We start from the raw sequence: 24,372 nt of genomic DNA, 5'->3' as shown, positions 1-24,372 counted from the left end.
CCCCGAGCTTTGGGACGCAATCCGCGACCCCTTGCCACGCTTCACCGCCGAGGAGTGCTCAAACTACTTCTGCGCCGCAGGATACGAGCCTGAGTGATCAGATTCTGCTCTAGGTTGGCATCGGTTACGATGGACAAACCGGGAGCGTACGAACGGAAGAGATTTCTACTGTTGGCATCGATCGATAGCACTGGCAAAGTCGTCGACCCGCGCCAGCTGCGTTGCCACCACATGTTGAAGTTTTTCGAGCAGCTACCACCCTGCCTCGTCGGAATGGAAGCGTGCGGCACTGCCCACTATTGGGCGCGCGAGCTGTCGGCCTTTGGGCATGATGTTGCCGCCGACGTATGTGAAGATTCCGTGAGAAGACGGCACCCTTAGCTCTGAGAAAATGGGGGCGCCCACTTTCTCGATGGAGATCATTACCATGGAGACTGTCAGAAAGAATGACCGCCACGCATACGAGTGGGCGCCCGTTGAGTACGGCGCGATTTTCGTTTCTCTGGAACTCAGCCGCTCGATCTGGCTGTTGACTGCCCTTGTGGCCCTTGGGGTTCCAAGATGTCGAGGCGCCAAGTGTGCGGCGGAGATATGCCGGAGTTGCTGAAACGGTTCTTGGATCTGCAACACAATGTCCACCGACAGACACGCTCGCTGCTATACGAACAGCCCGTTTACGGGCCACCCCTCCAGATAGGCGTTATTCCGGCTGGCGGCACTCGAAGCTGGCTTGGGGTAACCCCGAAGTTTTCCCGAAAAGCCCTTGTGAAGTGAGATGCATTTTCAAACCCTACCTCCATTGCGATGTCCAGCAGCGGAGCCCTGGTGTCAACGACAAGTTGCCGCGCTCGCTCAAGGCGAACCTTTCTATAGGCCAGTGCTGGAGAAACTTTCATCGTCTTCATAAACAACCGTTCCAACTGCCTGCGCGATAGTCCTACCTCTTTCGCCGCTTCAGTGATCGAAAGGGTGTTCTCGATATTGGCTTCCATCACGATCAGGGTAGCTTGGATACGGGGATCGTTGCTATCGCTAAACAGGGGTCGTCTCGGCTGTACATGCGTCGCAGACCGCGCCTTGTCGATCTGCAGCACTTCAAGTGCGTTTCTCTCGGCCCGGAGGCTGATGTGTCGTCTCACAATTGACGCTGCTATGTCGGCTGAGCTGCTCCCGCCGGCACAAGATCCTCTATAGCGATCAAGGTTAAATATCTGGTCCGACCGAACCTGATGATCAGGGAAGCGTTGACGGAATTCTTTGAAATGAAGCCAGCTAACACAAGAACGATGACGTTTCATGAGGCCGGCGTCAGCAAGTATGAATGTTCCCGTACAAATCCCAATTAACGGCACTTTCTCAACTGCGGCGACCTTGAGATACTCGATTGTTTCACAATCAATTGGAAACTCGGTGCCCAATAATCCACCGACTACCACAATGTAATTGTACTCTCTAGGATCCACAAAATCGGAAGTTGGTGCCACGCGCACACCGCAGCTGGAGATGATTAGATTCCTGGTGCTTGCCAGGACTTGCCAGTCGGCCAAGATCCTACCTGACCTGTCGGCCTCGTCGCTGGCCAGTCGCAAAGTGTCTACAAACAAAGCAAAGGCAGACAGCGTGAACGAACGGGCGAGAATGAAGCCAATTTTCAGTTTGACCGGCTTCCGGGGTACTTCGAGAGCCATCATAAGCCCTCCCGCCCCGACAGACCTACTACGGGTGTCACCGAGGCTCGATCATAGACCACAGGGCCAGGCCTAGGACGCGGCGTCCGGTTGTTCCGGACCACCCCCATTCAGGAGACTCAAACAGTATTTGATTGTGAGTTCAGTTGTAGGGATAAGCAGACTGTCGGAAACACCGAAGGTGGGGGTGTGCAACCCCGCCTCATTGCCGGGTTCCCTGCTCCCGAACCAGAAATAGATGGCGGGAATCTGGGCCGAGTAGAACCCGAAGTCATCGCTCCCATCAGCCGTTCTGTCAGCTTGGAAGTGATCTTTACCGACAGTTTCGCTAACGAGGTGCCGGAACCTTCCCACAAGCTCTGCGTCGTTGATCACGGGTGGCTCCCCTGTGCTTATGACGCAGTCGGCGTGGCCCCGGTGCATAGTCGCGACGCCTGCGGCAATTTCGGTAATACGCTTGGTCAGCAAGGAACGGCGTTGGGTGCTCTTCGTCCGAATTGTGCCCTCCAACACAACGGAGGGACAAATGATGTTGCTTGCCTCTCCGCCGTGTATGGTTCCAATGGTGACAACCGCACCATCGTCCGAAGGCATCTCCCGCGAGACAACCTTCTGGACCTCATTGATAAAGGCAGCCGCTATAGTTATCGCGTCAACTCCCTTGTAGGGCGCAGCGCCGTGGCTCATGGTACCTGTGAATGTAAGCCGAAGCTGATCTGCCGACTTCGTTACGGCACCTTCTTTCGCGCCGAATGTCCCGGCAGGAAGGTCCGGGCTGACATGGAACCCAATGGCGTAATCGAATCCTTGAAGCAGGGCGTCACTTTCGACGGAGCGCCCACCGACGGGTTCTGCCTCCTCAGCGGGATGAAACAACACTCGGACCTTGCCAGCGAAATTGTCGCGCATGCGGCTGAATGCGAGTGCTGTGCCGAGCGCGATCGACCCATGCATGTCGTGACCGCATGCATGCATTACGCCGGGAACCTGCGAGCGGTAGGGGATGTCTTCGCGTGCTTCTTGAATTGGTAACGCGTCAATATCGCCGCGAACGGCGATGGAACGTCCCTCCCCCGATGCACTGCCCACGATGTCCACATAAACGCCTGTTTTGTGAAAGCTCTGGGCTCCGGTTATGCCAAAGCGGTCCAGTATTGCAAGGATACGCCCTTGGGTTTTGCGTTCCTGGTTGGAAAGTTCTGGTTCCTGATGCATGGCATGGCGGAGCTCGAAAACCGCTGCGCCTTCGGCGTCAGTAAGGAGAGTGTTTGAGCGCATGATGAAGTTGATCCACGCAAAGGGTTATGTTTGGGATAAGCTAACGATTTGGCACGGCACAAATCGGCCATCTTACGTCTCACTGCAACGCGATTTTCCCGAAAACTAGCGTCAATGCGGTGCAATCTTCTGTGACGGTGCTTTCGGACCTCAGCCAAGTAAGGGCTGAGAACGAGGCGCGCAGCGCGACCAGATGCGTCGGAGCTATCCAGCTGGAGACTGTCAAAGCTGATTGTCGCCTGCACCGTAGAGATATTCTATAGGGAATTCTGAGAACCGCTTGACATTCTTAGTCACTATGTATGTATATACTTTGTCGATACCGATATTCAGGGCGATTAGATTGTTGATGACCTCTTGATAATGGTCAATGTCCTTGAATACGAACTTAATGACATAGTCAATATGGCCGTTAACACCGTAGCATTCTACAGCCTCCCGGCATTTCCCGATGGCGTTTTCAAACTGAAGCACACTGGCTGTGGTGTGATCCTTCATCGTGATCTCGACAATCATAAACATGGCTTTAAACAAACGGTCGATATCGATGTCCGCCAAATACCTCCGCACGATACCTGCTTTTTCGAGACGGCGAAGCCTTTCAAAACAAGGGCTTACCGATAATCCGACTAATTCAGAGAGCCTAGCCTTTGTAATCCTTCCATTTTTCTGGATGGCATGAAGGATTTTAATGTCAATTTTATCTAGCTTCATTCAGCTGTCTCGTGTTGGGGCGTCCCTCGGAAAACCTTGCTGCCACTCCGGCGCGCCAAAAAAGTGCCAATAGAAAGGATTGATCCCACAAGACCCTGCCGAACCGCAAGCGGTTTGATGCCGCGTGACGAAGCCGGCTAGCCTCACTTGACTTGGGTGTGTTGACCCAAAGAGGCGCGGTCACAATGCGTAAAGGCCCCGCGCGGTGGCCGACGGCCTCTAGTTATCTTACGCTTCGGCGCTGGCCGAGGCTGCTTGCAGCGCTAAACGGAAAACAGCGAGCGCTCGGATTTTCCGAAACATCGACCCCAGTGTCTGTGACCGGATGCACTCGCTCAACGTGACGCCAAAATCCTTCTCGATCCCGGTGCAACCACTTCATAATGCCCGCTATCAGTCGGGTGAAGCGATTATCCGCTATCGATTTCATCCCCGTTACGGGGAAGCGGTTATTGTTGCCGGGCGCAATCGCCATGGTGACGAGGTCGCTCTGATCATCCGCCAGCCTGACGGCACCCTGGTGTAGTTGCCGATCTCGTGCGGAGGCGATGATGGTGACGGAGAGCCCCCGTCTGCCACTGACGAATCTGAGAACTTCGTCTGAAGCTCGATGCCTGTCTAAGCTTGCTACGCGACGATTCCCGTTGCGAAGGAGGAGACAAGCATGAAGCATCGTCAATCCTGTCACCGCCAACTCGATCTCTTCGTGGCCAAGACCCCACCGGCGCCGATAGCACCGGCCGAGCGGATGAAGCTGTTGCCACTGATGAGTGCGCTGCTGTCGGAAGCACGCGGCGCAGCCGCAGCGACGGAGGCCGGTGATGAAGATCACGTCTGACCACCTGGCGCGCGGCGCCTTTATCTACATTCGCCAATCGACCGTCGACCAGCTTGCCAACAATCATGAGAGCCGGCGGCGTCAATATGGTCTTGCCGAGCGCGCCCGTGCTCTTGGCTGGACGGATGTGACAGTTATCGATTACGACCTTGGCCGCTCGGCTTCGGGCGTCAGTCGTCCGGGCTTCGAGAAGCTGCTGTCAGCGATCTGTGAAGGCCGTGTCGGTGCTGTGTTCGCAATCGAAGTGTCGCGTCTGGCGCGCAACGGACGCGACTGGCACACGCTGATCTAATTTTTGCGGTCTGGTTGGCGCGGTGATCGTCGATGAGGATGGCATCTACGAACCCCCATCCAAACGTCGGTTATTGCTGGGCATGAAAGGGACGATGAGCGAGCTCGAACTTTCGCTCCTGCGGCCCGTTCGATGGAAGCCTTGAAGCAGAGAGTCCGACGGGGCGAGCTCTTCTTCACGGTTGCCGTCGGCTATGTGAAAGTGGGCGTGACAAAATCGAAGGGGATTCCGACCTGCGCGAGGCGATTGGGTTGGTCTTCACTCGCTTTGCCGAAATGCAAAGCATCCGCCAGGCGTTCTTATCGCTTTCGCGGTGACCAGATAGCGCTGCCGTAGATCAACCCCAGGATCTCGGGACAGCAGCAGGTGCTGTGGAAACCTCCGGTCTACACGACGGTGAGCAAACTTCTCACCAATCCTATTTATGCTGGTGCTTATGCCTTTGGCCGAACCGAAAGTCGGGCGATAATCGAAAATGGCCGCAAGCAATCGTGCGCGGCCGTCGCAAAGCTCAGATTGGGCAGTCTTGCTCGTTGATCATCACGAAGGCTATTTGTCCTGGGCAGACTTGAAAGGAATCAACGGCTGATTACTGACAATGCCAACGGCAAGGGCATGATGGTGCGCGGGCCGGTGCGCAAGGGAGAGGCTTTGCTCGCCGGGCTATTGCGTTGCGGTGATTGCGGCCGCCGGCCGCTTGTTGGTTATAATGGCGCCGAGGGTGCTATCGGCCGCTATAAGTGTGACGCGACCCGCAGCAATCCCGACGGTGATCCCTGTATCTCGTTTTGACGCATTACGGATCGACGATGCTGTGGGAGCCGAGATCGTGCGGTTGCTGCAGCCGCTCGGCGTTGAGGCGGCCATCCAGGCGATCGCGCAACGCGAGCATCAGTCTGGCGAAAAGCAGCGCCAGATCGAGTTGGCGCTCGAACAGGCGCGATATGAGGCAACCAGAGCGCGCCGGCAGTATGACACGGTCGACCCTGAGAATCGTCTGGTTGCTCACGAACTTGAGCGCCGGTGGAACGGCGCCCTCGCGGCCGTACGAGCACTCGAGGAAGACTGGAGGCCCTGGTCCGACAGCGGCCGGCCGCTTTGAGCGCCGAGGAGCGCCAGCGCCTATTGCAAATGGGGGCCGACCTGGAAGCCGCGTGGCATCATCCGGCGGCCACTGCCGTCACGCGTAAGCGCATCATCCGGGTCGTGTTGCGCGAGGTCGTGGCACACGTCGAGGGTGACCAGATTCATCCGTTGTTGCCTTGGCAGGGCGGCGATCATATCCGCCTGACGGTGAGAAGAACCGGCGGGGTCAAACGCGGTGCTCCGTCGAGCCGGAGACGGTAGAGCTGATCCGCGCCTGCGCGCGACTGATGCCCGACAAGGCCATTGCCGGACTATTCAACCGGGCAGGAAAGCGGACAGGTCGATCGAATGGATGGTCGCAGTCGCGTGTGCGGAGCTTCCGCAACACGCACGGCTTCGCGGTCTACAGGAATGGCGAATGGGCCGAGCGCGGCGAAGTCACGTTGACTGAAGCCGCCAGGATGCTCAATCTGAGCTCCGCGACGGTCCTTCGCCAGATTGCCACCGGCATTATTCCTGCCGAGCAATATTGCAAAGGCGCACCATGGGTCATCAAACGACGGGATATCGAAGAATCGGTCTGATCGAGTGCGTCAGGCACTCAAGCCGCCCGTCATCACCAAGTTCGGAGCAAAAGACCCTTGACTTTCAATAACGCAGCCAGATGAGCATTATGACGCGGGACCAGGTACGTCTGGGAGGTCATATTCCAAACTCGACAGCACGGCTGCCAGCGGCAAGTAAATGCGACCTTACCCGCCTCACGGACATCAGGCTCGGGCGCAACCATCGGACCCGCACTTATGAGTAATTGAAAGCCACACCGGATGGATACCTTTTCCCTCATTTCGCGCCCGCTCCTGAAGAAGGCCGACGGAAACGGCATCATTCTGATAGCGGCCGCTTCGAACGCCGTGTCGATTGTATCCACGGCATCAGCCGCAATGGACAAAGCGTCGAAAGAATCGCTCATCCATCCACTGTTCATTTGCAATATCTCATGGCTCGCGACTGGCCACTTGCCGTTTGTGAGGGGCTCTTGATCGCCAGCAAACCAAATGTAGTCGGCGATCATACAACTCGCCGATGTGCCGCAGTCGCTGGGCATGCTGAGACTGCGAATAGGAAGAAATCGTAAGCTGCACGCGCGATGTGAGCGATCACAGCCTCTCTTTTTTCTAGAGACGGTTCGTAGGAATCCTTGGTGTACACTGCCGCTACCAAGTGACCAGCTCGTCCTGGAAGTTCTATAACGCCCACATCATTGACGGCGAATTCCAATGTTCCAGTCTTGTGCGCAACGCGTGTCCCAACCGGCAGCATCCCCTTAATACTATTTTCCCCAGTAATGCACCGAAACATGCAATCAAGGACAATCTTGGTACTTGAATGGCTTAGAAATTCGCCATTCCAAAGTTTAGTTACTAAGCGAGCCATGTCCACCGGAGTCGCCGAGTCCCGCGTCAAGCTATTTTCCGCTGATCTGATCCGAGCATTCTCGCCATCATCTTTGGCAGTGTCCCTAACCGCAAAAAACTTGCGAAACGCGTTGGGGGATATAGGGTCATTCTCCAAGACGGTGGCATGCCCATAAATATTAGAGATCGACATCCATGTAGGCAGGCCGGGCTGTAGGCTGGGCAGTCCAAGAGACTGGAGGCTGGCCTCTACCGCAACGGATCCCCCTCCTATACGATACAATATGTCTGTCGCATTATTGTCACTAGCCACTAGCGTCAGCGTTAGCAGATCTCGAAGACTCAACGTGGAACCTGGCCCGAAAAATGTCCCGACTGGTCCGCCTTGGGGAGTGTAAATGTCTTGTTCCGTCAGCGTTATAAGCGTGTCTAGCCTCAAGATGTCCTGATCCACGAGATTTAGGATGTGCGCAGCGAGGCCGACTTTTTTCGTGCTGGCCATCGGAAATAACATTTCGCCATTGATGGAAAGGCTGCGACCGGTCTCGATGTGACGGAGCGCCACGCCCACAACAGCACGTGAGGCTTCGGCGATGCGGCAGAGTTCCTGCCCGAGGGGTTGGAGATTGATGTCCGAAGCGTTGTAAGACAACATGATGGTGCTCCCAAATTCGCCGGCCCAGGTTGGGCCTGTTGATACGATCATTTTACCTTGAGCGGCGGTCGCGGGTGATGGCACCGCCGCCCACATCGAAATGCCAGCTAACACGCCCGTTTCAATCAGGTGGAATCCAGCTGGGGTTGTGGTTGGCTTATTCATTGGCGGCAACGACCTAGCCTTTCAGAGATCGGCATGTCCGTAGTTATTTGTGCGGACGTGGCATCCTGCGCGCGACCAAACCAAATTGGCTGTTCGTGCTCCAGACGCAGCAAAACACCCTGAGGCGGGTAGAACGACCAGCCATCAATCCGGTGAGCCACCCCATGTTCGCCAGGTCTTGACAAACAATAACGTCGAACCCCGCTCTCTCCATCCGGAGCTTGACTGCCTCAGCCCACCGCGTGAATTTGGACGGCAAAAGAGGCTTCTCCTGATTCATTGATATTCCCTCTCTCGGTCAGAACATGACATCTTGCGAACTTGAATTTCTGCCACCGTTCCCCCGCCGGGCGTTGACTGATCTAGACAGAAGGTTCCCTTACCTCATTGGATATCCGCGTTGCCGTCCGACGTTTCCCGAATCCGTAGGCGATCGCCGACTCTCGGGTAAATGCGCCGAAGCTACGCCTGTTCGATGCAGCAATATCCGAAAAAGCATGTCGAAATCAGCCGCAATCCAGAATGTTTGAAGCCCGATGCTGTCACTGGCCGGCAGCACGCCACCAGGAATGCGTCCTTTCGGGAGAAGTCTGGGCGATCGGATAGATGGTGGTAGCAATGGATTTCCGCAGTGATAATGTTTCGAGCGTCTCAGTCGAGATTTTAGATGAGTTGGTAGCCGCAAATCTGGGCAGCAGTACATCGTACTTAGATGGTGATTTTACGCGGGCCGTGACCCGTAAGCTTCGAGATATTTTTGGATGAGACCTTTGTTTTATTTAGTATTGACGGGGGCGGCAGCGAGCGCCCCAGGCATTCAATTTTGACGCCTCCCTATGGAGGCATTTTTTGCATGGAAGGTGCGCACGTCTACTACGATGAATGTGCCGCTCCGGAATTCTTCACAGGCGGAGCGAAGTTGCTTGGTTTGCGCAGCGAGGACGGTATATCCAACTGAAGCCAATGAAGTTTTCGTAAGCGTTGGAGATCAGGTGGGGGATTTTCTAGTGCGCGCCAACGTGAAATTCAGCCAATGGCCCTCCGAAATGAGCAACGTTCTCCGGTTCGTAACATCATTCAATACACCGGAAGCTGACGTCGACAGCTGTATCCGTGTATTCGGAGCAGCAAGTCGATCAGCAGCCCAGGTGTTTAGTCGAGTAGCGGAGAGGAATTTCACCTCTCCGCGCTCACGAAACCGGGCATGACACTCCCGCGTCATCCGGCTTCTATTTCCCTGCCGTTGGTCGGACACCTATCTTCCCCAAATACAGGATGTCTGGATCGCGCTAAGCAAGCCTTTCCAAGACAGTATGGCGCAGCAGTTTTTCGGTACTTGAACCTTTTATATTTCCTTCTCACCCGCTGGGCGAGTGCCTCGTCCACGTGTTGCAGAACGTTGATACATTCTGAGCGATAGTATCGCCCATAATAGTTCAACCATCCTCGCACCACGGGGTCGATCAGCTTTGCAAGACCTTCGAGCCATCGAGCGTTTCCGCTCAGATCAGTCCACCATTTGCGGATAGTGTGCCGGATGCCCTTGGCCGCCTTGTTGCTGATAGCAGGCAGAAAGTTCGTGAACCTTTTACCATTCCGACCTCTGGCTACACGTGGCTGGAATGTGTAGACGACGAAGTCGAACGAGATATGCTTACGCTTCCCCACGATTGCTGTCTTTGCAGTAAACCATTCTTGTTTTCTCCGGATGGAGTTCAAGACGACATTCAGCAAGACGCCCTCGTATTGCCTCCACGACGATTTGGGCTTCACCCTCGGTTCTACAGTGGACAATCGCGTCATCCGCATATCTTTGGGACAATGGCAAGGCGATTGAGCTCGCGGCGATCGCGGCCAAGCTCGGCAGCGTCCGCAAGGTCCTGCTCGTCGACTGCGTATTCCAATGATTCCGTCCGGTTTTTGATCGGAATGCCGTCCGGCAAATCGTCGGAATCTGGAGGGTTATGTGAGGTCGCATCGGTCGTCGCGGCGAGCTCGAGCGACCTCACATAAGCCGGATTGAAGTAAGGCGCGGGTTGTTAGCCGCTGTTATGGGGATAGTAGGGCACGCTGTTTGACGGCGATCGCGAATTCGTCGCGTGCAGCGGTGGCACGACGGAATTTTGGCTTGATCCGGCGACCTTCGCGAGCAGCTTGGCGGGCGATCGGTGGCGATTTTTGCGCTCTCACTGCACACTGTCGGTCTTTCGGTGTGGCCAGGGCCAAGCGGTGTCGCGCGCAGGCGGGGCGCTTGGTTTTGCGGGCATATCGGAGGGGGTGCGGATTGTTGGAGTTCATGATGTATCGCACCAGAAAGATGATGGCCGGGGCGGCGAAACAGGCGCAACAGTGATCCCTGTCCTGTGCATGGGACGCCGGCAGTCAGGGCATTCGTAGGACTGCCTGTGCTGTGATTTGCCGGCCTGCGGCTGCCCGCCTGCTGGTGATGGCTGGTCGAGGAGCTGCCTGCAGAGACCGATCCGATCCCGTCGGTGGCTATTGGCGAGAAAGCCGAAGTGACGCATGGGGTGGAAGCCGGCGGGAAGCACGTGAAGAAGAAAGCACCGGATGAACTCGCGCGGGTCAAGGCGCATGATCTTCTCGCGGTCCCGACCATTGCCACGGTAATCCTTCCATCTGAAGGCAACATGGCCGTCATCGACCTCGACGATGCGGCTGTTGGCGATGGCAACACGATGGGTGTAACGGCCGAGATAGGCGAGCACCTGGTCAGGGCCGCCGAACGGTGGCTTCGAATAAACAACCCATTCGACGCGGCGAGCACGCGCGAGATGGCGGGTGAACGCCTCGTCGTCGTTGAGATGGCTGAGTTCGTTGGAGAAGCGGAGTTCACCGTGAGCGAAGACGTCGGCAAGGGCAGTCAGAAAGAGCCGCCGAAACAGACGCGACAGCACGCGCAGGGGCAGAAAGAAGCCCGGCCGGCAAGCGACCCACCTTGACCTGCCGGGCGAGAGACCGCCGCCTGGCACGGCGGCAACGGCCTGCAGCGTCTGGGCTGCGATCCGCATCAGCAATGCATAGACGACCGCCTTGTTGTGAAAGGCGATCTCGGCGATGCCAGGTGGTAGCGTGAAGACCACATGAAAGTACGGGACCGGCAACAGATCGGCGACGCGTGCATCGACCCACTCCTTGCGGGCCGCGCCTTGACACTTCGGGCAATGGCGATTGCGGCAGGAATTATAGGAGATGCGGGTCCTGCCGCAATCGTCGCAGGCATTGACGTGACCGCCGAGCCTGGGTGTCCGGCAAGCTTCGATCGCGCCCATGACGCGTCGCTCGCCGCGGCCCAGATGGCCGGCGTTCTCACGCCTGTAGGAGCTCCCATGTCGTCGAAAGATGTCGGCGACTTCGAAGGTGGGGCGCAACCGATTACGATTCCGGCGGCGTCACCTCCAGTCGTAATCGATCGAGCGGACTGGCCGTCGACCGGATCGTGTCAGTGGAGACCTGCGTATAGCGCACTGTTGTCGAGAGGTGGGCGTGGCCGAGTAGCCACGAGTCATAACGCTCACTTTTTATGTCATTGAAAATCAAACAGCGCTGTTGGGCGGGATCGGCTGTTAGCGGACGCCGCGGGGCATTCTGCATGCGATAGGCGGCGATATCCGCCGCCTTGAACGCCCAGGGCGCGCCATAACACATTTGCCGCCCTTTGATGATGCCGAGCCGGGCCATGCGCAGCGCCGTCATCACGCTCACATCCATGATTTGCGCGGCAGCTTCAAGAGTAATCTCGCCCCGCTCAGCCCATTCGCTCGCGCGGTGGACGGCAATGCCGTGATGGCTCCGAAACGAACAGACCCGCGCCTGGGTCCACCCATTGCCTCGCCCGGTCGGTTTACCGGCGCGATTGAGGAGCCGCGCAATCTGACGGTCGGGCATCAGGCGCGCCAGCTCCCGGACCAGCGTCAAAGTATCCTCGGGAACTGTCCAGCGATGCTTGCCGACGGTGTTCATCTTCAGCTTCAATGCGGTGTGGTCCCCTCCCTGCCAATGCAGGACCATCTCGATGACGCCACCTTCGATGCGGACGACGATCTCGCACAAGGCTGCGCGAACAATTCTATTGCGCGTCACAGATGTTGCTGCCGGGTGCGACCAGGCGAGGTCGAGATCGGCGCCGAGCCGCAGCAGCTGATCCCGTTCCTTCTCTCCCAGTGGAGATGGTGTTCTCGCATCGAGCACGGCAATCTCGCGTTCGATCTGGTGCACGGCTTCAAGCGCCTTGTTCCAGCGGCGCTCCAGCTCGCCAGAGACCAGACGATTGGCAGGGTCGACAGCATCGTATTGCTGACGCGCATGGGCAGCCTCGTAACGCGCCCGCTGCAGTGCCAGCTCGAGCTGCCTTTGTGCCGCTGACGTCTCGCTCGCTTGAGCCTCCAGGGCCTTGGTTGCGGCGTCGATACCGAGCGGCTTCAAGGCGCCAAGTACTGCGGCGCCGACAGCCTGATCGACGTGCAAGCCGCCAAACGAAATGCACCGCTTGGTGCCATGATTGACGAGCGCACCCTCGCAGTGATAGCGCCCCGCCCTGCCGCCATAGGCGACATACATCTTGCGGCCGCAATGACCGCAACGCAGAAGCCCCGCGAGAAGCAATCCCCCGCGCCGTATCGCTCCTCTGGCCGTGGCGCTGCCTTTGCCGGTCGCGTTATTGGCAATCACCTGTTGGTTCCGCTCGAACTCGCTCCACATAATGTAGCCTCCGTGCTGGTCCTTGAGCAGGACGTCCCATTCCGTCTGAGGACGCCGCAGCCCGCTCCGCACGCGCTTGCGGCCCTCCTCAATGATGACCTTGCTTGTCGTGCGCCCGAAAGCATAGGCGCCCTCACAGACGGGGTTGGTCAGAACGTTGTGCACAGTAGTGTAGAGCGGCAGCTTCCAGGCGATGAGGCGCCCCTCTAAATCATGCGACTTAACGGGCAAAGCGATGCCTTCGTCTCTGAGCCAGACATGGACCTGCCGCACGCTCTGCAGCTCGGCGAACTTCGCGAACACCAGCCTCAATGCATCCTGCACGCGCTGGTCCGGGTCCTTTCCGCTCGCGGCCGGTCTTCACATAGCCGGCGGCGACACCGAGGAACAGCGCGCCCCGGCGCGCCTTCTGCTTCAGCGCCTCCTGCGAGCGCTGACGGAACAGTGACAACTCAAGCTCGCTCATCGTGCGTTTCATGCCAAGCAACAGCCGATCATTGGGGCCGAGGATCGTAGATTCCGTCCTCGTCGACGATGACGGTCCCGACCAATCCACAGAACTCGATCAGCGTATGCCAGTCGCGGCCGTTGCGCGCCAACCGAGAGGCCTCAATCGCGAACACGGCGCCCGCATGCCCTTCGCAGATCGCCCCCAGGAGCCGCTCGAAACCCGGTCGATTGATGCCGCCGCCCGAGCGGCCGAGATCATCGTCGATGACCTCGATCGTGGCCCAGCCGAACTGCCGAGCGCGATCGGCGAGCCCGTATTGCCGGCGCCGGCTCTCCTGATTGTGCATAAGCTGATCGGCCGTCGACTGACGGATATAGACGAAGGCGCTGCGCGCAAGATGCTCAGCCGTGATCTTGGTCATTTGCGATCTCCCCGTTTGCCAGTGCCATCGCGATCTCGCGCAGTAGGGTCTCCACCAGCATCGCCAGCTCGATCTCCTGTTGAGGGGGCAGCACAAAGCGTGGCTCGCCCTCTTCGAACAGGCTTGGTTGGGACTTTCGAATTGGCGCTTCATTCTGATCTTTCTCCGTCGTTGAGTCGGACTGGAGAAATCCTAAAAACGCATCGATCTCAGCGCGCAGAGATTGCAAGGCCCCAAGGGAAAACCGCGGCTCAGCCGATAGCTTGAAGTGTGTCGCCGCCTCGCGCATCATCCACGCCGGTATGCAGGCAAGGGAGCCGTCAGGCTGCGGAATGACAACCAACTCGGTGCACGGTAGGCATAGCGCCTCAGAATGAGCACCGTCTCACCGCAACGCGGATGAAATGGATAGTAAATGCGCCCTTCTTCCGGCTGTTGGCGAGCAGTTTGTCGTTGTTTTGAGCAGGACCTGGATGATGCGGATATCGGTCCCGTTCTCGAGCAGGTGAGTGGCAAAGGAATGCCGCAGCGTATGGACGGTGACGTGCTTGGAAAGACCCGCCGCCGTAACCGCCGAACGGCAGGCGGAATGCAGCACCCACGGCTCGATCGGCTTGTCAGGATCGCGCCCAGGAAGCAGAATGTCCTTGGGCCGCGCCAAGCGCCAATAGCTGCGCAGGATACCGAGCAGTTCCGGCGACAGCATGACGTAGCGGGCTTTGCCGCCTTTGCTACGCGTGATGTGGATCACCATCCTTGAGCTGTCGATATCGTTGGCGCGAAGACCACAGACCTCCGAGACCCTGAGACCGGCGGCATAAGCTGTTGTCAGAGCCACCCGCGCCTTCAAGCTGGAGACAGCTTGAAGAAATTCGACGACCTCGTCGCTGGAAAGAACAACCGGCAACTGGCGAGGCTCGCGCGCATACGGAATATGCTCCGGGATTGTATCCTGGCCGAGCGTTACGCCATAGAGGAACCGGAGTGCGCAGACGATCTGGTTCAATCCCGACCAGGAGATGCCCGTCGACACGAGGTGAACCTGGAAGGCATGGAGTCGCAAAGGCCCAGCCGATCCGGCGATCGGCCAAAATAGCGGCTAAACTTTGCGACTGCATAAAGGTAGGATTGCCGCGTGGCCGGAGATAGATTGCGGACTGTCATGTCCTCCATCATCCGGCGACGCAGAGGGCTCATCTCGGCCATCTGGATCTCCTGTCTGAAGGATGGGTTTGCAACACCCAAATCCTCTCAGACAGGAGGCGTCTCTCAAAGCGGGCACCAATTGCCGCGACTAGCGGCTTAGTTCAATCCGCATCGACTAAGTCGTCACCTCGGCCGACGTGGCCACAACCATCGACAAGGCCGTGGCGATGGAAGAGGCGCGCTGTCGCCCTTCGTCATCAAGTCCGTCACAGCGGCTGCCGTTCGCGCCCCCGCTCTACATCCTGTTTCGTCCGGAACCACCGGCACCCCCAAATGCATCGTCTATTCGGCCGGCGGCACGCTGATCCAGCATGTCAAAGAACACCGGCTGCATGCCGGCCTCATCGACGGCGACCGCTTCTGCTATTTTGCCACTTGCGGCTGGATGATGTGGAACTGGCTGATGTCGGGCCTCGCTTCCGGTGTGCCGCGCTGCTGCTTTATGACGGCTCGCCCTCATCGTAGTTGTCGGGCAGCAGGCAACGTGCTGTTCGACTTCGCCGATGCCGCCACGATCTGACGACCGTTTACAGCAGCATCTCTTCCACTGGATCGCCGCTGTCGCCGGAGGATTTCCGCTTCGTCTATGACGGCATCAAGAAGGACGTCCACCTCGCCTCGGTCTCTGGCGGCACCGACATCGTCTCCTGCTTCGTGCTCGGCGTGCCGATCGAACAGGTATGGACCGGCGAGATCCAGGGCCCCGGCCTTGGCCTTGCCGTCGACGTCTGGGACGACGATGGCAGACCGATCGGCCAGGAGAAAGTCGAGCTGGTCTGCACTGGCGGCATGATTATCCATGTCCGTTCCGACGCCACGCTCAACCCGGGCGGCGTGCGCATCGGCACGGCGGAGATCTATAACCAGGTCGAACAGATGCCGGAGATTCTGGAAGCGCTGTGCATCGGCCAGGATTTTGACAATGACGTGAGCGTCGTGCTGTTCGTGCGGCTGGCCGCGGGCGTCAAACTGGATGACGATTTGGAAAAGCGCATCCGCTCCAAGATCCGCAGCGCGAGCCCGCGCCATGTGCCGGCCAAGATCGTCGCCGTCACCGACATCCCGCACCAAGTCCAGCAAGATCACCGAGCTTGCGGTGCGCGACGTCGTCCACGGCCGCGCCATCAAGAACAAGGAGGCGCTCGCGCCAACATGCTTCCGAATCGTGTCGACGGCCTCGACGGGAGTGCGCGCGGCCGGTATCAAAACGGCCCTCCGCTCCGCCGTGACGGTAACAAGCGGTGCGTCGAACAGAGATGCCCAAGCCTGGGCGCTCGCCGTCTGAATCGCGACGATGCCGCAGCCTGTGGATTTGATGGCCTGATAGGCGACGATGATGGCCGCGCGGCCAGCACATCCTCGACCCTGCGCAGGCTAAGGGGGAAGCGGAAATGAGCCAGACCGCTTGGGCAATCACTTCGGCGAGAAAGCGGTGGCGACGATAAAGTGAATCACGAAGGGACTTGCTCATATCCGCTGTTTGCACAGTTTCCTCAACTGTCAGTTAACTTTACGGTGCCCTCCCCGCCCAAATCTTTGGTTGCCGGTGCGTCCACGGTCTGGCATGCTCCAGATCTCTTGCGATCCGCACCAGCGTGGCCTCGTCACCGAAGCGACCGACGATCTGAATTCCGATCGGCAGGCCGCTTGCGCTTTGTGCCATGGGCAAGGAGACCGAAGGATGTCCGGTGACATTGAATACGCCAGTGTACTGAGAGCGGGCGGCGTTCACTTCATTCCATTCCTCTGCGGAGAGCGTTGGGTCTGTTGTGGTGTAAACGCCGCCATGAGGAGTGGCCGCCTGCGGCATCGTGGGCGTCAGCAGGATGTCGAAGGCTTGGATCGCCTCGCCAACGCGGAACCGCATGCTCCGCAAGGCCTCGTGTACCTCCCCCGCACGGCTTCGTGAATCCCGGCCGTATTCATAAAACTTGAGATTGATCGGCTCCAAAGTGTCTGCGTTGATCATGCGGCCCATGGCCCGCGCCGCGTCTTCAAGTGAAATTGCGCTATACGTTGAAAAGCCGAGCCATATTTTATTACACGCGGACTCATATAGCGGCTCGATGTCCATCATCGTGTGGCCCATTTCCTCCAGAAGTGTGGCCGTCGACTCGACGGCGTGCAGCACTTCCGGCTCGACATCGGCCGCGCCCCATTTGGTTCGGGCAACCCCTACCCTCAACTTGCCGGTGGGTTGTGAGAGTTCCTCTACATAGGGACGGTTCGGCTGCACGATGATGAATGGATCGCCGGGATGGGGACCGGAAAAGACGTCCAGCGCGGCCGCCATATCGCGCACGGTCCGACATAAAACAAAATTTCGACTAAGGCCAAACGATGCGTCCTGTTTGTGCGGGCCGCCTGAAATTCGCCCCCGGGACGGGTTCAGCCCTACAAGACCGCACCACGATGCTGGCGTGCGAATTGACCCGCCGCCGTCGCTTCCATGTGCAATGGGAGTAATGCCGGCAGCGACTGCCGCTGCGGCGCCTCCGGAGGAGCCTCCCGCGGAGCGTTCCAAGTCCCATGGATTGCCGGTTGTCCCATGGAGAAAGGATTCGGTCATTCCCGATGATCCAAACTCCGGAACAGTCGTTCTTCCGACGGTCCGAAGGCCACCCTCCCGGGCGCGACTAAAGAAAAAGCTGTCGGTCTCGGAGCGACAGCATTTGAACAACCGGCTTCCGTTTTCCTGCAGGCGCCCAGCTTCGGTGGGTCCTATATCCTTGCGAAGGAATGGCACGCCGTTGAAGGGCCCAGCATCCGCGCCGGTAACGGACTCAGCATCTTCGTAGAATTCAATAACGGCATTGATGCGCGGATTGACCTCATCGTGGGCTTGGCGGGCTAGCCGCGTCAGTTCCACAGCAGTCACCTCCTCCGCGTTGACGAGAGAGGCCAAACCGGTGGCGTCGTACTCTACGTATTCACTTAGCTTCATCAAGCGATCCCTTTTCTACAGTTGGCGATAGATAGCTAGACGCGCAAGCGCGATCACGACTCGTCAACAGCGTCGGGTTTCAAATGGAGACAGCGGTCGCCCCGGCGGTTTCGCGCTTAAGCGGGAAATGGCATCTGAAGCTGTGCTCCGTATCATCTGGGCTTGTTGATGGTTCGGGGAAGACGCGGCTACAGATATCCTGCGCGTAACGACAACGGGTGTGGAACTCGCAGCCGGATGGCCGCCTCATCAGGCTCGGGACCTCCCCCTTGAGCTCGATCCTGTTGAGCACCGCATCCGGGTCAGGCTCGGGATTGGCCGCAAGGAGCGCCTCGGTATAGGGATGACTCGGCTGATCGAAGATAAGCTCGGTCGTGCCGACCTCAATAAAGCGACCGAGATACATGATCGCCATACGATCGGTCATGTGACGGACGACGTTAAGATTGTGCGTGATGATCAGGATCGCCATGCCGAGTTCGTCCTGAAGCCGCGCGAGCAGATTGAGCACCTCGCCTTGCACTGAGACGTCGAGGCCCGCGGTCGGCTCATCGGCAATAAGTAGGTCTGGATTCAGCGCAAGAGCACGCGCGATACCAACGCGCCTAGCCTGACCACCGGAAAGTTGATGGGGATAGCGGCTAGCAAAATCAGCCGGCAAGCCGACGATGCGTAGCAGGCGCTCCGCTTCGCCACCGGCATCGCGATCCTTTAGTCCATGGATGCGAAAAGGCTCTGACAGGAGCGATCGAACCGTCAGTCTCGGCGAGAGTGAGCCGACCGGATCCTGGAACATCATCGCCATGCGCCGCAAGTAGGGCTTGCGTTCAGCCCCGCTGAGCTCCTCAATTTCGTGTCCGTCGAAGCTGATGCTGCCGCTCACAGCCCGCTGCAAGCCGATGATCGTGCGCGCGATGGTGGATTTGCCTGAGCCGCTTTCACCGACAAGGGCGAGTGTCTCGCCCTTGTGGATGTCAAAGGAGACACCGCATACAGCGTCGATGAAAGGCGCCGTCGTCCCGGAGGCTAGCGCCTTCAGCGGACCCATGGTGCGGAAGCGGACGCGCAGGTCCTCAACACGAAGCAGTGCGCTCATGCCGAAACCAACCGCTCTTCGCCAAGGAGATGGCATCGGGCGACATGGTCCACACCAATGCGGTACTCGACCGGGTTGTCGCGCGCACAGCGATCAAATGCCTGAGGGCAACGTGTGCGGAAGATGCATCCCACCTTGCTGCCCAGGAGACTGGGCACCTCACCGGGAATGGTCGGCAAAGTCCGTGTGCTTTTTTTGATGCGCCCGGGATCGCACTCAAGCAGCGCGCGCGTGTATGGATGAGCAGGATTGTGGAAGATGTCCCGAACGGCGCCCTGCTCCACCACTTCACCCGCATACATTACGGCGACCCGGTCGCACAACTCAGCCACCGCGCCGAGGTGGTGGGAGACGAAGAGAATCGAGCAACCAATTTCTTTTTGCAGATCCTTGAGCAAATGAATGAATTCCACTTCCAGCGTTGCATCAAGCGCAGTGGTTGGCTCGTCGGCGACGAGCAGCGCTGGTTTCACAAGAAGCGCCATGGCAATGCAAACGCGCTGACGCATGCCGCCAGAGAAGTGATGCGGATAGGCGCCGATACGGCTTTGGGGATCGGGAATTCCGACCCGGTGAAGCATCTCGAGGGCACGAGCGCGCTTTTGCCTCCGGCCTCCGTGTTCGCGGTGCTGGATATCGATCATCTGGCTCTCGATAGTCCGCACCGGATTGAGTGCGGTCATCGGGTCCTGGAAAATCATCGAAAGACGATCGCCGAGCAGGTTCCGACGCGCCTGAGCCGGCATATTGAGCATGTCTTTACCTTCGAACATAATGCTGCCGGCTGTCACATCCGCGTTTTCAGAAAGAAGGCCCATCACCGTATAGGCGAGCGTCGACTTCCCGGATCCGCTTTCGCCGACTATGCCAACCACCTGTGCGGCTGGCACGTCGAGAGAAACGTTACGCAAAGCATGGACGCGGCCACGCGGTGTGCCGAAATCAAGATTTAGGTCACGGATCTCAAGAAGTGGGCGACTGGATGAGGGCGGCGGTCTCGGATCGTCTCGTCTCATAGGTCTTTCCGCAATTTGGGATCGAATATGTCGCGTAGCGCCTCGCCGAGGAACGTGAAGCCAAGCGTTGCGAGGACGATCGGAATGCCGCTAGCGATCACTAGCCAAGGGGTTTGGTTAATGTAGCTATAGCCATCGTTGAGGATAGCTCCCCAATCGGGCGTTGGTGGTCGCACGCCCATGCCAAGAAAGCTGAGACCCGCCTCGACGGCGATGACGGCCGGAACGTCCATGCTCACGAGAATGAGAAGCGGGCCGAGGACATTGGGCAGGACGTGCACGGCCAAGATACGCGTTGTGCCGGCCCCCATGCTGCGCTCCGCGGCTATGTACTCACTGCTACGCAGCGCTTCTGTCTGGGTGCGCACGACACGCGCGTAAATCGGCATGGACGTTATTGCGATGACGAGAATGACACTCGCCAAACTTGGTCCCAGAAGCGCGATCATGGCTAGCGCGAAAATGATACTTGGGAAGGAGCGAATCGTATCGAAGAAAAGCAGAAGCAAATTGTCGAGCCAGCGCGGACCGAACCCCGCGATCAAACCAAGTAATAGGCCGACTGCCAACGAACTGCCGAGAGAGGCGAAAGCAACGAGAAGCGGGATGCGGCCGCCCATGATGGTGCGAGAAAACGTGTCGCGGCCCAACTGGTCCGTACCCAGCAGAAAATCCAGTGAAGGTGCGGCCAGACGCGGCCCGACCATGATCCGGGTCGGATCATGCGTGCTTATCAGCGGAGCGAAGATCGCAATTGCTGCTATGAGTATGACCAGCACTGCGCCGAGCATCCCCAGGCGGTTTTTTCGAAATTGTTGCAGGAAGGAGCGAAAGGCGCCTGGAGCCATCGCATCGTTGGGTTCGGGACGGATGATATCAACGATCGCCATGTCAGAGCTTTTCCCGGGTTCGCGGATCGAGGAATGCATTGACAAGATCCGAGAGGGTTGTGGCGGTTACGATAAGGAACGTGCTGACGAGCACCACGCCCATCACTATTGGATAGTTTCGCGTATTGACCGCGTTCACGATCAACGCGCCGATGCCAGGTCTGGCAAAGACCACCTCGATAAAGACCGCGGAGGAAAGAAGCCAAGCTATGCCAACGCCGATTATGGTCACGGTCGGTAGGATCGCGAGCGGCAGCGCGTAGCGCGCAACGATTCGCCATTCCGAGATCCCGAAAGAGCGGGCCATTCGGATGTGGTTTTCCCCCAGGATTTCAAGCATCGAGGCGCGCACCAGTCGGGAGATGTAGCCGACCCAGCCAACCCCTATGGCGAAAGCTGGGAGGATGAGATAGGCAAGGCCATCCCAAAATCCATTACCGACACCGATCGCTGGCAACCAGCGCAAAGTCACGGCAAAAATCAGCAGCGCAAAGACTGCCATCACGAAGGAAGGAATGGCGATCGTCGCGACCGCCATAACGCCGACGATCTGGTCGATCACAGAGTTACGCCTCATGGCCGAGTAACAGCCGAGTGGCACGGCTATTACGACCGCCCATAAGATCGAGACGAAGATTAGTTCGATTGTATATGGCAGTTGCTCGAAGACGATGTCCGCGACAGGCCTCTGGCTGAATACGTCATAACCGAGATTCCCGTGGAGCAGCCCTCCGAAGAAGCTGGCAATCTGGACGAGAAGCGGCTTATCCAGCCCCATCTGCTCGTGGAGTTGCGCCTTCATTTCGGGAGTCGCCCGTGGTCCGAGCAGAACCGCGGCAGGATCACCGGGCACTGCTCTGATCATTAGGAACAGCAGCGTCACCGCGATCGCAATAATTGCGATCGCGAGGGCAATCCTTTTGACAAGATATAGCCACACTCTCCCGGCCTCTCTAAACGGCCTTGAAGTCGACGTACAGTGGGTAACCGTCCGGGCGGGTGGCGGCCTGCATTTTTGTTGTACGATACACGATTGGTGTTATCTCACGGCTCGTGAACCGGTAGCAGCCCGACTCCTCCATTAGATCCTGCATGTCCTGGTATACTTTCGCCCGCCCAGTCGGGTCGTCCATCGCGGCCGCCTCTGCGGCCAACTGATCATAACGTTCGCTGCTGAACCGTTCCCAGTTCCAGATCCCGATCTGAGCTCGCACGTACCAGGACATCGAAAAGGCCGGATCTGGTAACGCGGCGAGAGAATTTGAGATGAGTTGCACCTCTTTCCAGCGCTCGCCTTCCGATTCCATGCCGATGGTCCAGAACGTGGCGGAATCTTGGGAATTGATCTCTAAGGAAATGCCGATCTGCGACAATTGCGCCTGAACTGTCTGGGCTATAGTCGTATTAACGCTATCGTTCACGCAATCGATGGTCAAATTCAGATCGCTCACACCGGCTTTTTCCAGGAACTTCTTTGCCGTCTCAACATCGCCTTCCGGCGGCACAAGCGCCTTGTCGCGATATCCAACAACACCCGGAGCGATCAGCCCCGTTGAGACGGCTGCATTACCCGCAAAGGCAGCATCCAGAATCTGCGGCACATTGATCGCCCATTGGATCGCCTTTCTGACATTGACGTCCTTCAGCTTGGGGTGATCCATGTTCATACCGATCCATCGGCTATCAAGCGAGGGACACACCTCTATCTTGGAGTCGGAGGGTGGACTGTTCTTGAAGGTTGCCAGCGAATCCGCAGCGATTTGGCTGAAATCGATGTCGCCGGCCTGATAGGCCCGTTCTGCTGCCTTGTCATCGATGATTGGCAGGATGCGAATTTCGTCAAAGCCGGGCTTCGGTCCCGTCCAGTCCGGATTGCGCGTCAGAAGTGTATATTGATTGGACTTCCAGTCGGCGAGCACATACGGGCCGGAGAAAGCGGGCGGCTTCATGCCGAAGTTACCGCCGTCCTTGGTCGCCTTCATGACCGCCTCTTCGGAAACGATATAGCCGGTAAAGGGGAGCGAGATCATCCAGATCGCCACGAATGGCGTCTTCAATACGATCACACCGGTGTAATCGTCTTCGATCTCAACATGATCGAATGAACCCCAATTGAGCTTTACCGGCGAATTGTGCTTGAACACGCGCTCAAACGAGAACTTGACGTCCTTAGCTGTCAGCTCGCCATAGCCGCCGGTGAACTTGATGCCTTTCTTCAGGTGGAAGCGGATATGGGTGGGGTCCACCTGTTCTATCTTTTCTGCCGCCTCCAGTTCCCACCCCCATTCGGAACCTGGCTTGTAGTGCGCGAGCTTCGAATAGATGCAGCCCATCACGTCCGCTTCGGGGTTTAGATTGGTAAAGCCGGGGTCAAACGTCGTCATATTAGCTGTGGAACGCGCCTTGAGCACCTTGCCCTCGGCAGCCCAGATCGCCTGCGACAATGGCATGCCGGCAGCCAATATTCCTCCTCCGAGCGCGACTCCGGTCTTAAGAAGGGCCCGGCGGCTCACATTGCCTTCGATAGCGTTCATGATTTATTCCTCCCTTTCGGTTGATGCGACTAGCGCTGGACGTCAGCTGCATCAGACGATTTAGATGGCGTCATTTGGGACCGCCATGTGTTGCTTAGAATCGCGCAACGGCATCAAAGTGCCGACGACGGCGCATGAAATTCAAAGGATTCCTGAGCTTCATGCTGATGCAGAGGCGAGCGCGCTGATCAGCAGCTTGGATTTTTTTGCATATCTGTTCCCCTTGGCTTGGCACAGGTTCTACGCCGGTGCGAAAGGGATTATGAACATTGCAAAACCCGCTCTTATTCGGATTTCGGCCCGAGGCCAGATCTTTTTCTGCGTTAAAACTGCTCAGGCAGAAAAATCGTCTGCGGCGCACAACAAGCGAAGCCGCTCCGCAACAGATTTCAGTGAGCAGCGCGTCAGCTTCAACGCACGCAGGTCCATATAGCGGTCGATGTCGCCGATGCTCAGGTCCATCAGGCCTTCGAAACCGCATCGTTGGATTTGCCAGGCGCATCCCCAGGTCGACCTCGGGTCTTGTGGCGTACCAGTTCCGGCGAAGCACGGTGATTTCCAGCTACTCTACTACGTCGAACATGTCGGGGCCAATCCGGACAAGCGGGAGGTCTACCGGGATAGTCTGTATTTCGACGACTGGGCCAAATTCTGCGAGAAATGGGACCAGGCCAGCTTCGACCCGGACAAAGCGACCCGCCCGCTGGAGTTTTTCGCACCGTTGGTGAGAGAGGTTTTCGCCCGCAAGTGCTATGATCCGGCGGTGACCAGGACCGGCATTCACATCCCGCTATGCGACGACCGGATCGCGGCGCAGCGCTCGGTCACCTAGCCGATACGCCCCAGCCGTTGCTATCGGCGACAGCAGGGCCAAGGCGAAGGCTTCTTCGCCTCTGGTCTGTCGTGGCGCTTTCTGTGGTTGCCGGCGTCGCGCAAGGAGTTTCTGACTTTCTGAACGTGT

Annotated in this window: 26 protein-coding genes and 4 pseudogenes; 10 read left to right on the top strand and 20 right to left on the bottom strand. The window is 58.0% G+C overall.

Translation table 11 applies throughout. The features are described 5' to 3' along the window. Window positions 1-129: 129 nt before the first annotated feature. A pseudogene (locus AC3CB8_RS09550) lies at window positions 130-336 on the top strand (hypothetical protein); the annotation flags it as partial. A gap of 338 nt (window positions 337-674) precedes the next feature. Here the strand turns inward: AC3CB8_RS09550 and AC3CB8_RS09545 are convergent. The 3 genes from AC3CB8_RS09545 to AC3CB8_RS09535 form a co-directional block, all read right to left on the bottom strand. Then, window positions 675-1,691: a GlxA family transcriptional regulator gene (locus tag AC3CB8_RS09545; RefSeq protein WP_435053119.1), complete on the bottom strand. Its 1,017-nt coding sequence runs from the start codon at window positions 1,689-1,691 to the stop codon at window positions 675-677. A gap of 69 nt (window positions 1,692-1,760) precedes the next feature. Then, the gene (locus AC3CB8_RS09540; RefSeq protein ID WP_352727282.1) at window positions 1,761-2,966 is read right to left on the bottom strand and encodes a M20 metallopeptidase family protein; all 1,206 of its coding nucleotides are present in this window, start codon (window positions 2,964-2,966) and stop codon (window positions 1,761-1,763) included. A 222-nt stretch (window positions 2,967-3,188) separates the two neighbouring features. Next, window positions 3,189-3,680, bottom strand: a complete 492-nt coding sequence (locus AC3CB8_RS09535; protein ID WP_352727284.1) for an Lrp/AsnC family transcriptional regulator — start codon at window positions 3,678-3,680, stop codon at window positions 3,189-3,191. 325 nt (window positions 3,681-4,005) lie between these two features. Between AC3CB8_RS09535 and AC3CB8_RS09530 the strand changes: the two genes are divergently transcribed. The 4 genes from AC3CB8_RS09530 (at window position 4,006) to AC3CB8_RS09515 (ending at window position 5,347) form a co-directional block, all read left to right on the top strand. Continuing rightward, on the top strand, window positions 4,006-4,206 hold the full coding sequence (locus tag AC3CB8_RS09530) for a hypothetical protein (RefSeq protein ID WP_352727286.1): 201 nt from the start codon (window positions 4,006-4,008) through the stop codon (window positions 4,204-4,206). 138 nt (window positions 4,207-4,344) lie between these two features. Next, window positions 4,345-4,518 carry a hypothetical protein gene (locus tag AC3CB8_RS09525; RefSeq protein WP_352727288.1) on the top strand — a complete coding sequence of 58 codons (174 nt, stop codon included), beginning with the start codon at window positions 4,345-4,347 and terminating at the stop codon, window positions 4,516-4,518. Continuing rightward, on the top strand, window positions 4,502-4,810 hold the full coding sequence (locus AC3CB8_RS09520) for a recombinase family protein (protein WP_352727290.1): 309 nt from the start codon (window positions 4,502-4,504) through the stop codon (window positions 4,808-4,810). Before AC3CB8_RS09525 ends, AC3CB8_RS09520 begins: the two co-directional genes overlap by 17 nt. A gap of 366 nt (window positions 4,811-5,176) precedes the next feature. Next, window positions 5,177-5,347, top strand: a complete 171-nt coding sequence (locus tag AC3CB8_RS09515) for a recombinase family protein (RefSeq protein WP_488377287.1) — start codon at window positions 5,177-5,179, stop codon at window positions 5,345-5,347. Window positions 5,348-5,606: 259 nt separating this feature from the next. On the opposite strand, the gene AC3CB8_RS09510 is transcribed toward AC3CB8_RS09515, so the two are convergent. Further along, window positions 5,607-5,819, bottom strand: coding sequence for a hypothetical protein (locus tag AC3CB8_RS09510; protein ID WP_352727292.1), 213 nt, complete (start codon window positions 5,817-5,819; stop codon window positions 5,607-5,609). An 89-nt stretch (window positions 5,820-5,908) separates the two neighbouring features. On the opposite strand from AC3CB8_RS09510, the gene AC3CB8_RS09505 reads away from it, so the two are divergent. After that, window positions 5,909-6,157, top strand: a complete 249-nt coding sequence (locus AC3CB8_RS09505) for a hypothetical protein (protein WP_352727294.1) — start codon at window positions 5,909-5,911, stop codon at window positions 6,155-6,157. A 26-nt stretch (window positions 6,158-6,183) separates the two neighbouring features. Beyond that, window positions 6,184-6,480 carry a helix-turn-helix domain-containing protein gene (locus AC3CB8_RS09500; protein WP_352727296.1) on the top strand — a complete coding sequence of 99 codons (297 nt, stop codon included), beginning with the start codon at window positions 6,184-6,186 and terminating at the stop codon, window positions 6,478-6,480. A 32-nt stretch (window positions 6,481-6,512) separates the two neighbouring features. Here the strand turns inward: AC3CB8_RS09500 and AC3CB8_RS09495 are convergent, their stop codons facing one another. The 9 genes and pseudogenes from AC3CB8_RS09495 to AC3CB8_RS09455 all read right to left on the bottom strand — a co-directional run bounded on the left by AC3CB8_RS09495 (window position 6,513) and on the right by AC3CB8_RS09455 (window position 14,931). After that, window positions 6,513-6,971, bottom strand: a complete 459-nt coding sequence (locus AC3CB8_RS09495; RefSeq protein WP_352727298.1) for a hypothetical protein — start codon at window positions 6,969-6,971, stop codon at window positions 6,513-6,515. Then, complete coding sequence (locus tag AC3CB8_RS09490) at window positions 6,968-8,134, bottom strand: serine hydrolase (protein WP_352727300.1); 1,167 nt, start codon at window positions 8,132-8,134, stop codon at window positions 6,968-6,970. Before AC3CB8_RS09490 ends, AC3CB8_RS09495 begins: the two co-directional genes overlap by 4 nt. A gap of 1,218 nt (window positions 8,135-9,352) precedes the next feature. Continuing rightward, a complete protein-coding gene (locus AC3CB8_RS09485; protein WP_352727302.1) occupies window positions 9,353-9,868 on the bottom strand; it encodes a group II intron maturase-specific domain-containing protein in 516 nt (171 codons plus the stop codon). Next, entirely contained in the window at window positions 9,789-10,112 is a 324-nt protein-coding gene (locus AC3CB8_RS09480; RefSeq protein ID WP_352727304.1) for a reverse transcriptase domain-containing protein, read from the bottom strand. Before AC3CB8_RS09480 ends, AC3CB8_RS09485 begins: the two co-directional genes overlap by 80 nt. 316 nt (window positions 10,113-10,428) lie before the next feature. Next, window positions 10,429-11,523 carry an IS91 family transposase gene (locus tag AC3CB8_RS09475; protein WP_488377286.1) on the bottom strand — a complete coding sequence of 365 codons (1,095 nt, stop codon included), beginning with the start codon at window positions 11,521-11,523 and terminating at the stop codon, window positions 10,429-10,431. A gap of 4 nt (window positions 11,524-11,527) precedes the next feature. Continuing rightward, a complete protein-coding gene (locus tag AC3CB8_RS09470) occupies window positions 11,528-13,177 on the bottom strand; it encodes a recombinase family protein (protein ID WP_488377285.1) in 1,650 nt (549 codons plus the stop codon). A gap of 170 nt (window positions 13,178-13,347) precedes the next feature. Continuing rightward, window positions 13,348-13,725, bottom strand: coding sequence for a recombinase family protein (locus AC3CB8_RS09465; protein ID WP_352727440.1), 378 nt, complete (start codon window positions 13,723-13,725; stop codon window positions 13,348-13,350). After that, the gene (locus AC3CB8_RS09460) at window positions 13,706-14,017 is read right to left on the bottom strand and encodes a hypothetical protein (RefSeq protein ID WP_488377284.1); all 312 of its coding nucleotides are present in this window, start codon (window positions 14,015-14,017) and stop codon (window positions 13,706-13,708) included. The genes AC3CB8_RS09465 and AC3CB8_RS09460 overlap by 20 nt, the downstream gene beginning before the upstream one ends. Before the next feature lie 93 nt (window positions 14,018-14,110). Beyond that, a pseudogene (locus tag AC3CB8_RS09455) lies at window positions 14,111-14,931 on the bottom strand (site-specific integrase). Between the two features lie 137 nt (window positions 14,932-15,068). Between AC3CB8_RS09455 and AC3CB8_RS09450 the strand changes: the two are divergent. Continuing rightward, window positions 15,069-16,078 (top strand): annotated as a pseudogene (locus AC3CB8_RS09450) (AMP-binding protein); the annotation flags it as partial. 164 nt (window positions 16,079-16,242) lie between these two features. Here AC3CB8_RS09450 and AC3CB8_RS09445 read toward each other — a convergent pair. The 7 genes and pseudogenes from AC3CB8_RS09445 to AC3CB8_RS09415 all read right to left on the bottom strand — a co-directional run. After that, a pseudogene (locus AC3CB8_RS09445) lies at window positions 16,243-16,402 on the bottom strand (IS6 family transposase); the annotation flags it as partial. Between the two features lie 39 nt (window positions 16,403-16,441). After that, entirely contained in the window at window positions 16,442-17,875 is a 1,434-nt protein-coding gene (locus AC3CB8_RS09440; protein WP_352727340.1) for an amidase, read from the bottom strand. A gap of 79 nt (window positions 17,876-17,954) precedes the next feature. Then, complete coding sequence (locus AC3CB8_RS09435) at window positions 17,955-18,971, bottom strand: ABC transporter ATP-binding protein (RefSeq protein WP_352727342.1); 1,017 nt, start codon at window positions 18,969-18,971, stop codon at window positions 17,955-17,957. Beyond that, a complete protein-coding gene (locus tag AC3CB8_RS09430) occupies window positions 18,968-19,987 on the bottom strand; it encodes an ABC transporter ATP-binding protein (protein WP_352727344.1) in 1,020 nt (339 codons plus the stop codon). The genes AC3CB8_RS09435 and AC3CB8_RS09430 overlap by 4 nt, the downstream gene beginning before the upstream one ends. Then, the gene (locus AC3CB8_RS09425) at window positions 19,984-20,877 is read right to left on the bottom strand and encodes an ABC transporter permease (RefSeq protein ID WP_352727346.1); all 894 of its coding nucleotides are present in this window, start codon (window positions 20,875-20,877) and stop codon (window positions 19,984-19,986) included. The genes AC3CB8_RS09430 and AC3CB8_RS09425 overlap by 4 nt, the downstream gene beginning before the upstream one ends. A 1-nt stretch (window position 20,878) precedes the next feature. Further along, window positions 20,879-21,817, bottom strand: coding sequence for an ABC transporter permease (locus AC3CB8_RS09420; RefSeq protein ID WP_352727348.1), 939 nt, complete (start codon window positions 21,815-21,817; stop codon window positions 20,879-20,881). A gap of 13 nt (window positions 21,818-21,830) precedes the next feature. Next, complete coding sequence (locus AC3CB8_RS09415) at window positions 21,831-23,411, bottom strand: ABC transporter substrate-binding protein (RefSeq protein ID WP_352727350.1); 1,581 nt, start codon at window positions 23,409-23,411, stop codon at window positions 21,831-21,833. A 64-nt stretch (window positions 23,412-23,475) separates the two neighbouring features. Between AC3CB8_RS09415 and AC3CB8_RS09410 the strand changes: the two genes are divergently transcribed. Then, entirely contained in the window at window positions 23,476-23,844 is a 369-nt protein-coding gene (locus tag AC3CB8_RS09410; RefSeq protein WP_352727352.1) for a hypothetical protein, read from the top strand. Between the two features lie 15 nt (window positions 23,845-23,859). Further along, window positions 23,860-24,243, top strand: a complete 384-nt coding sequence (locus AC3CB8_RS09405) for a hypothetical protein (RefSeq protein ID WP_352727354.1) — start codon at window positions 23,860-23,862, stop codon at window positions 24,241-24,243. Window positions 24,244-24,372: the final 129 nt, after the last annotated feature.

The sequence above is a fragment of the Mesorhizobium sp. P160927 genome (assembly GCF_057766385.1).
This window is presented reverse-complemented; position numbering and strand designations above follow the sequence as displayed.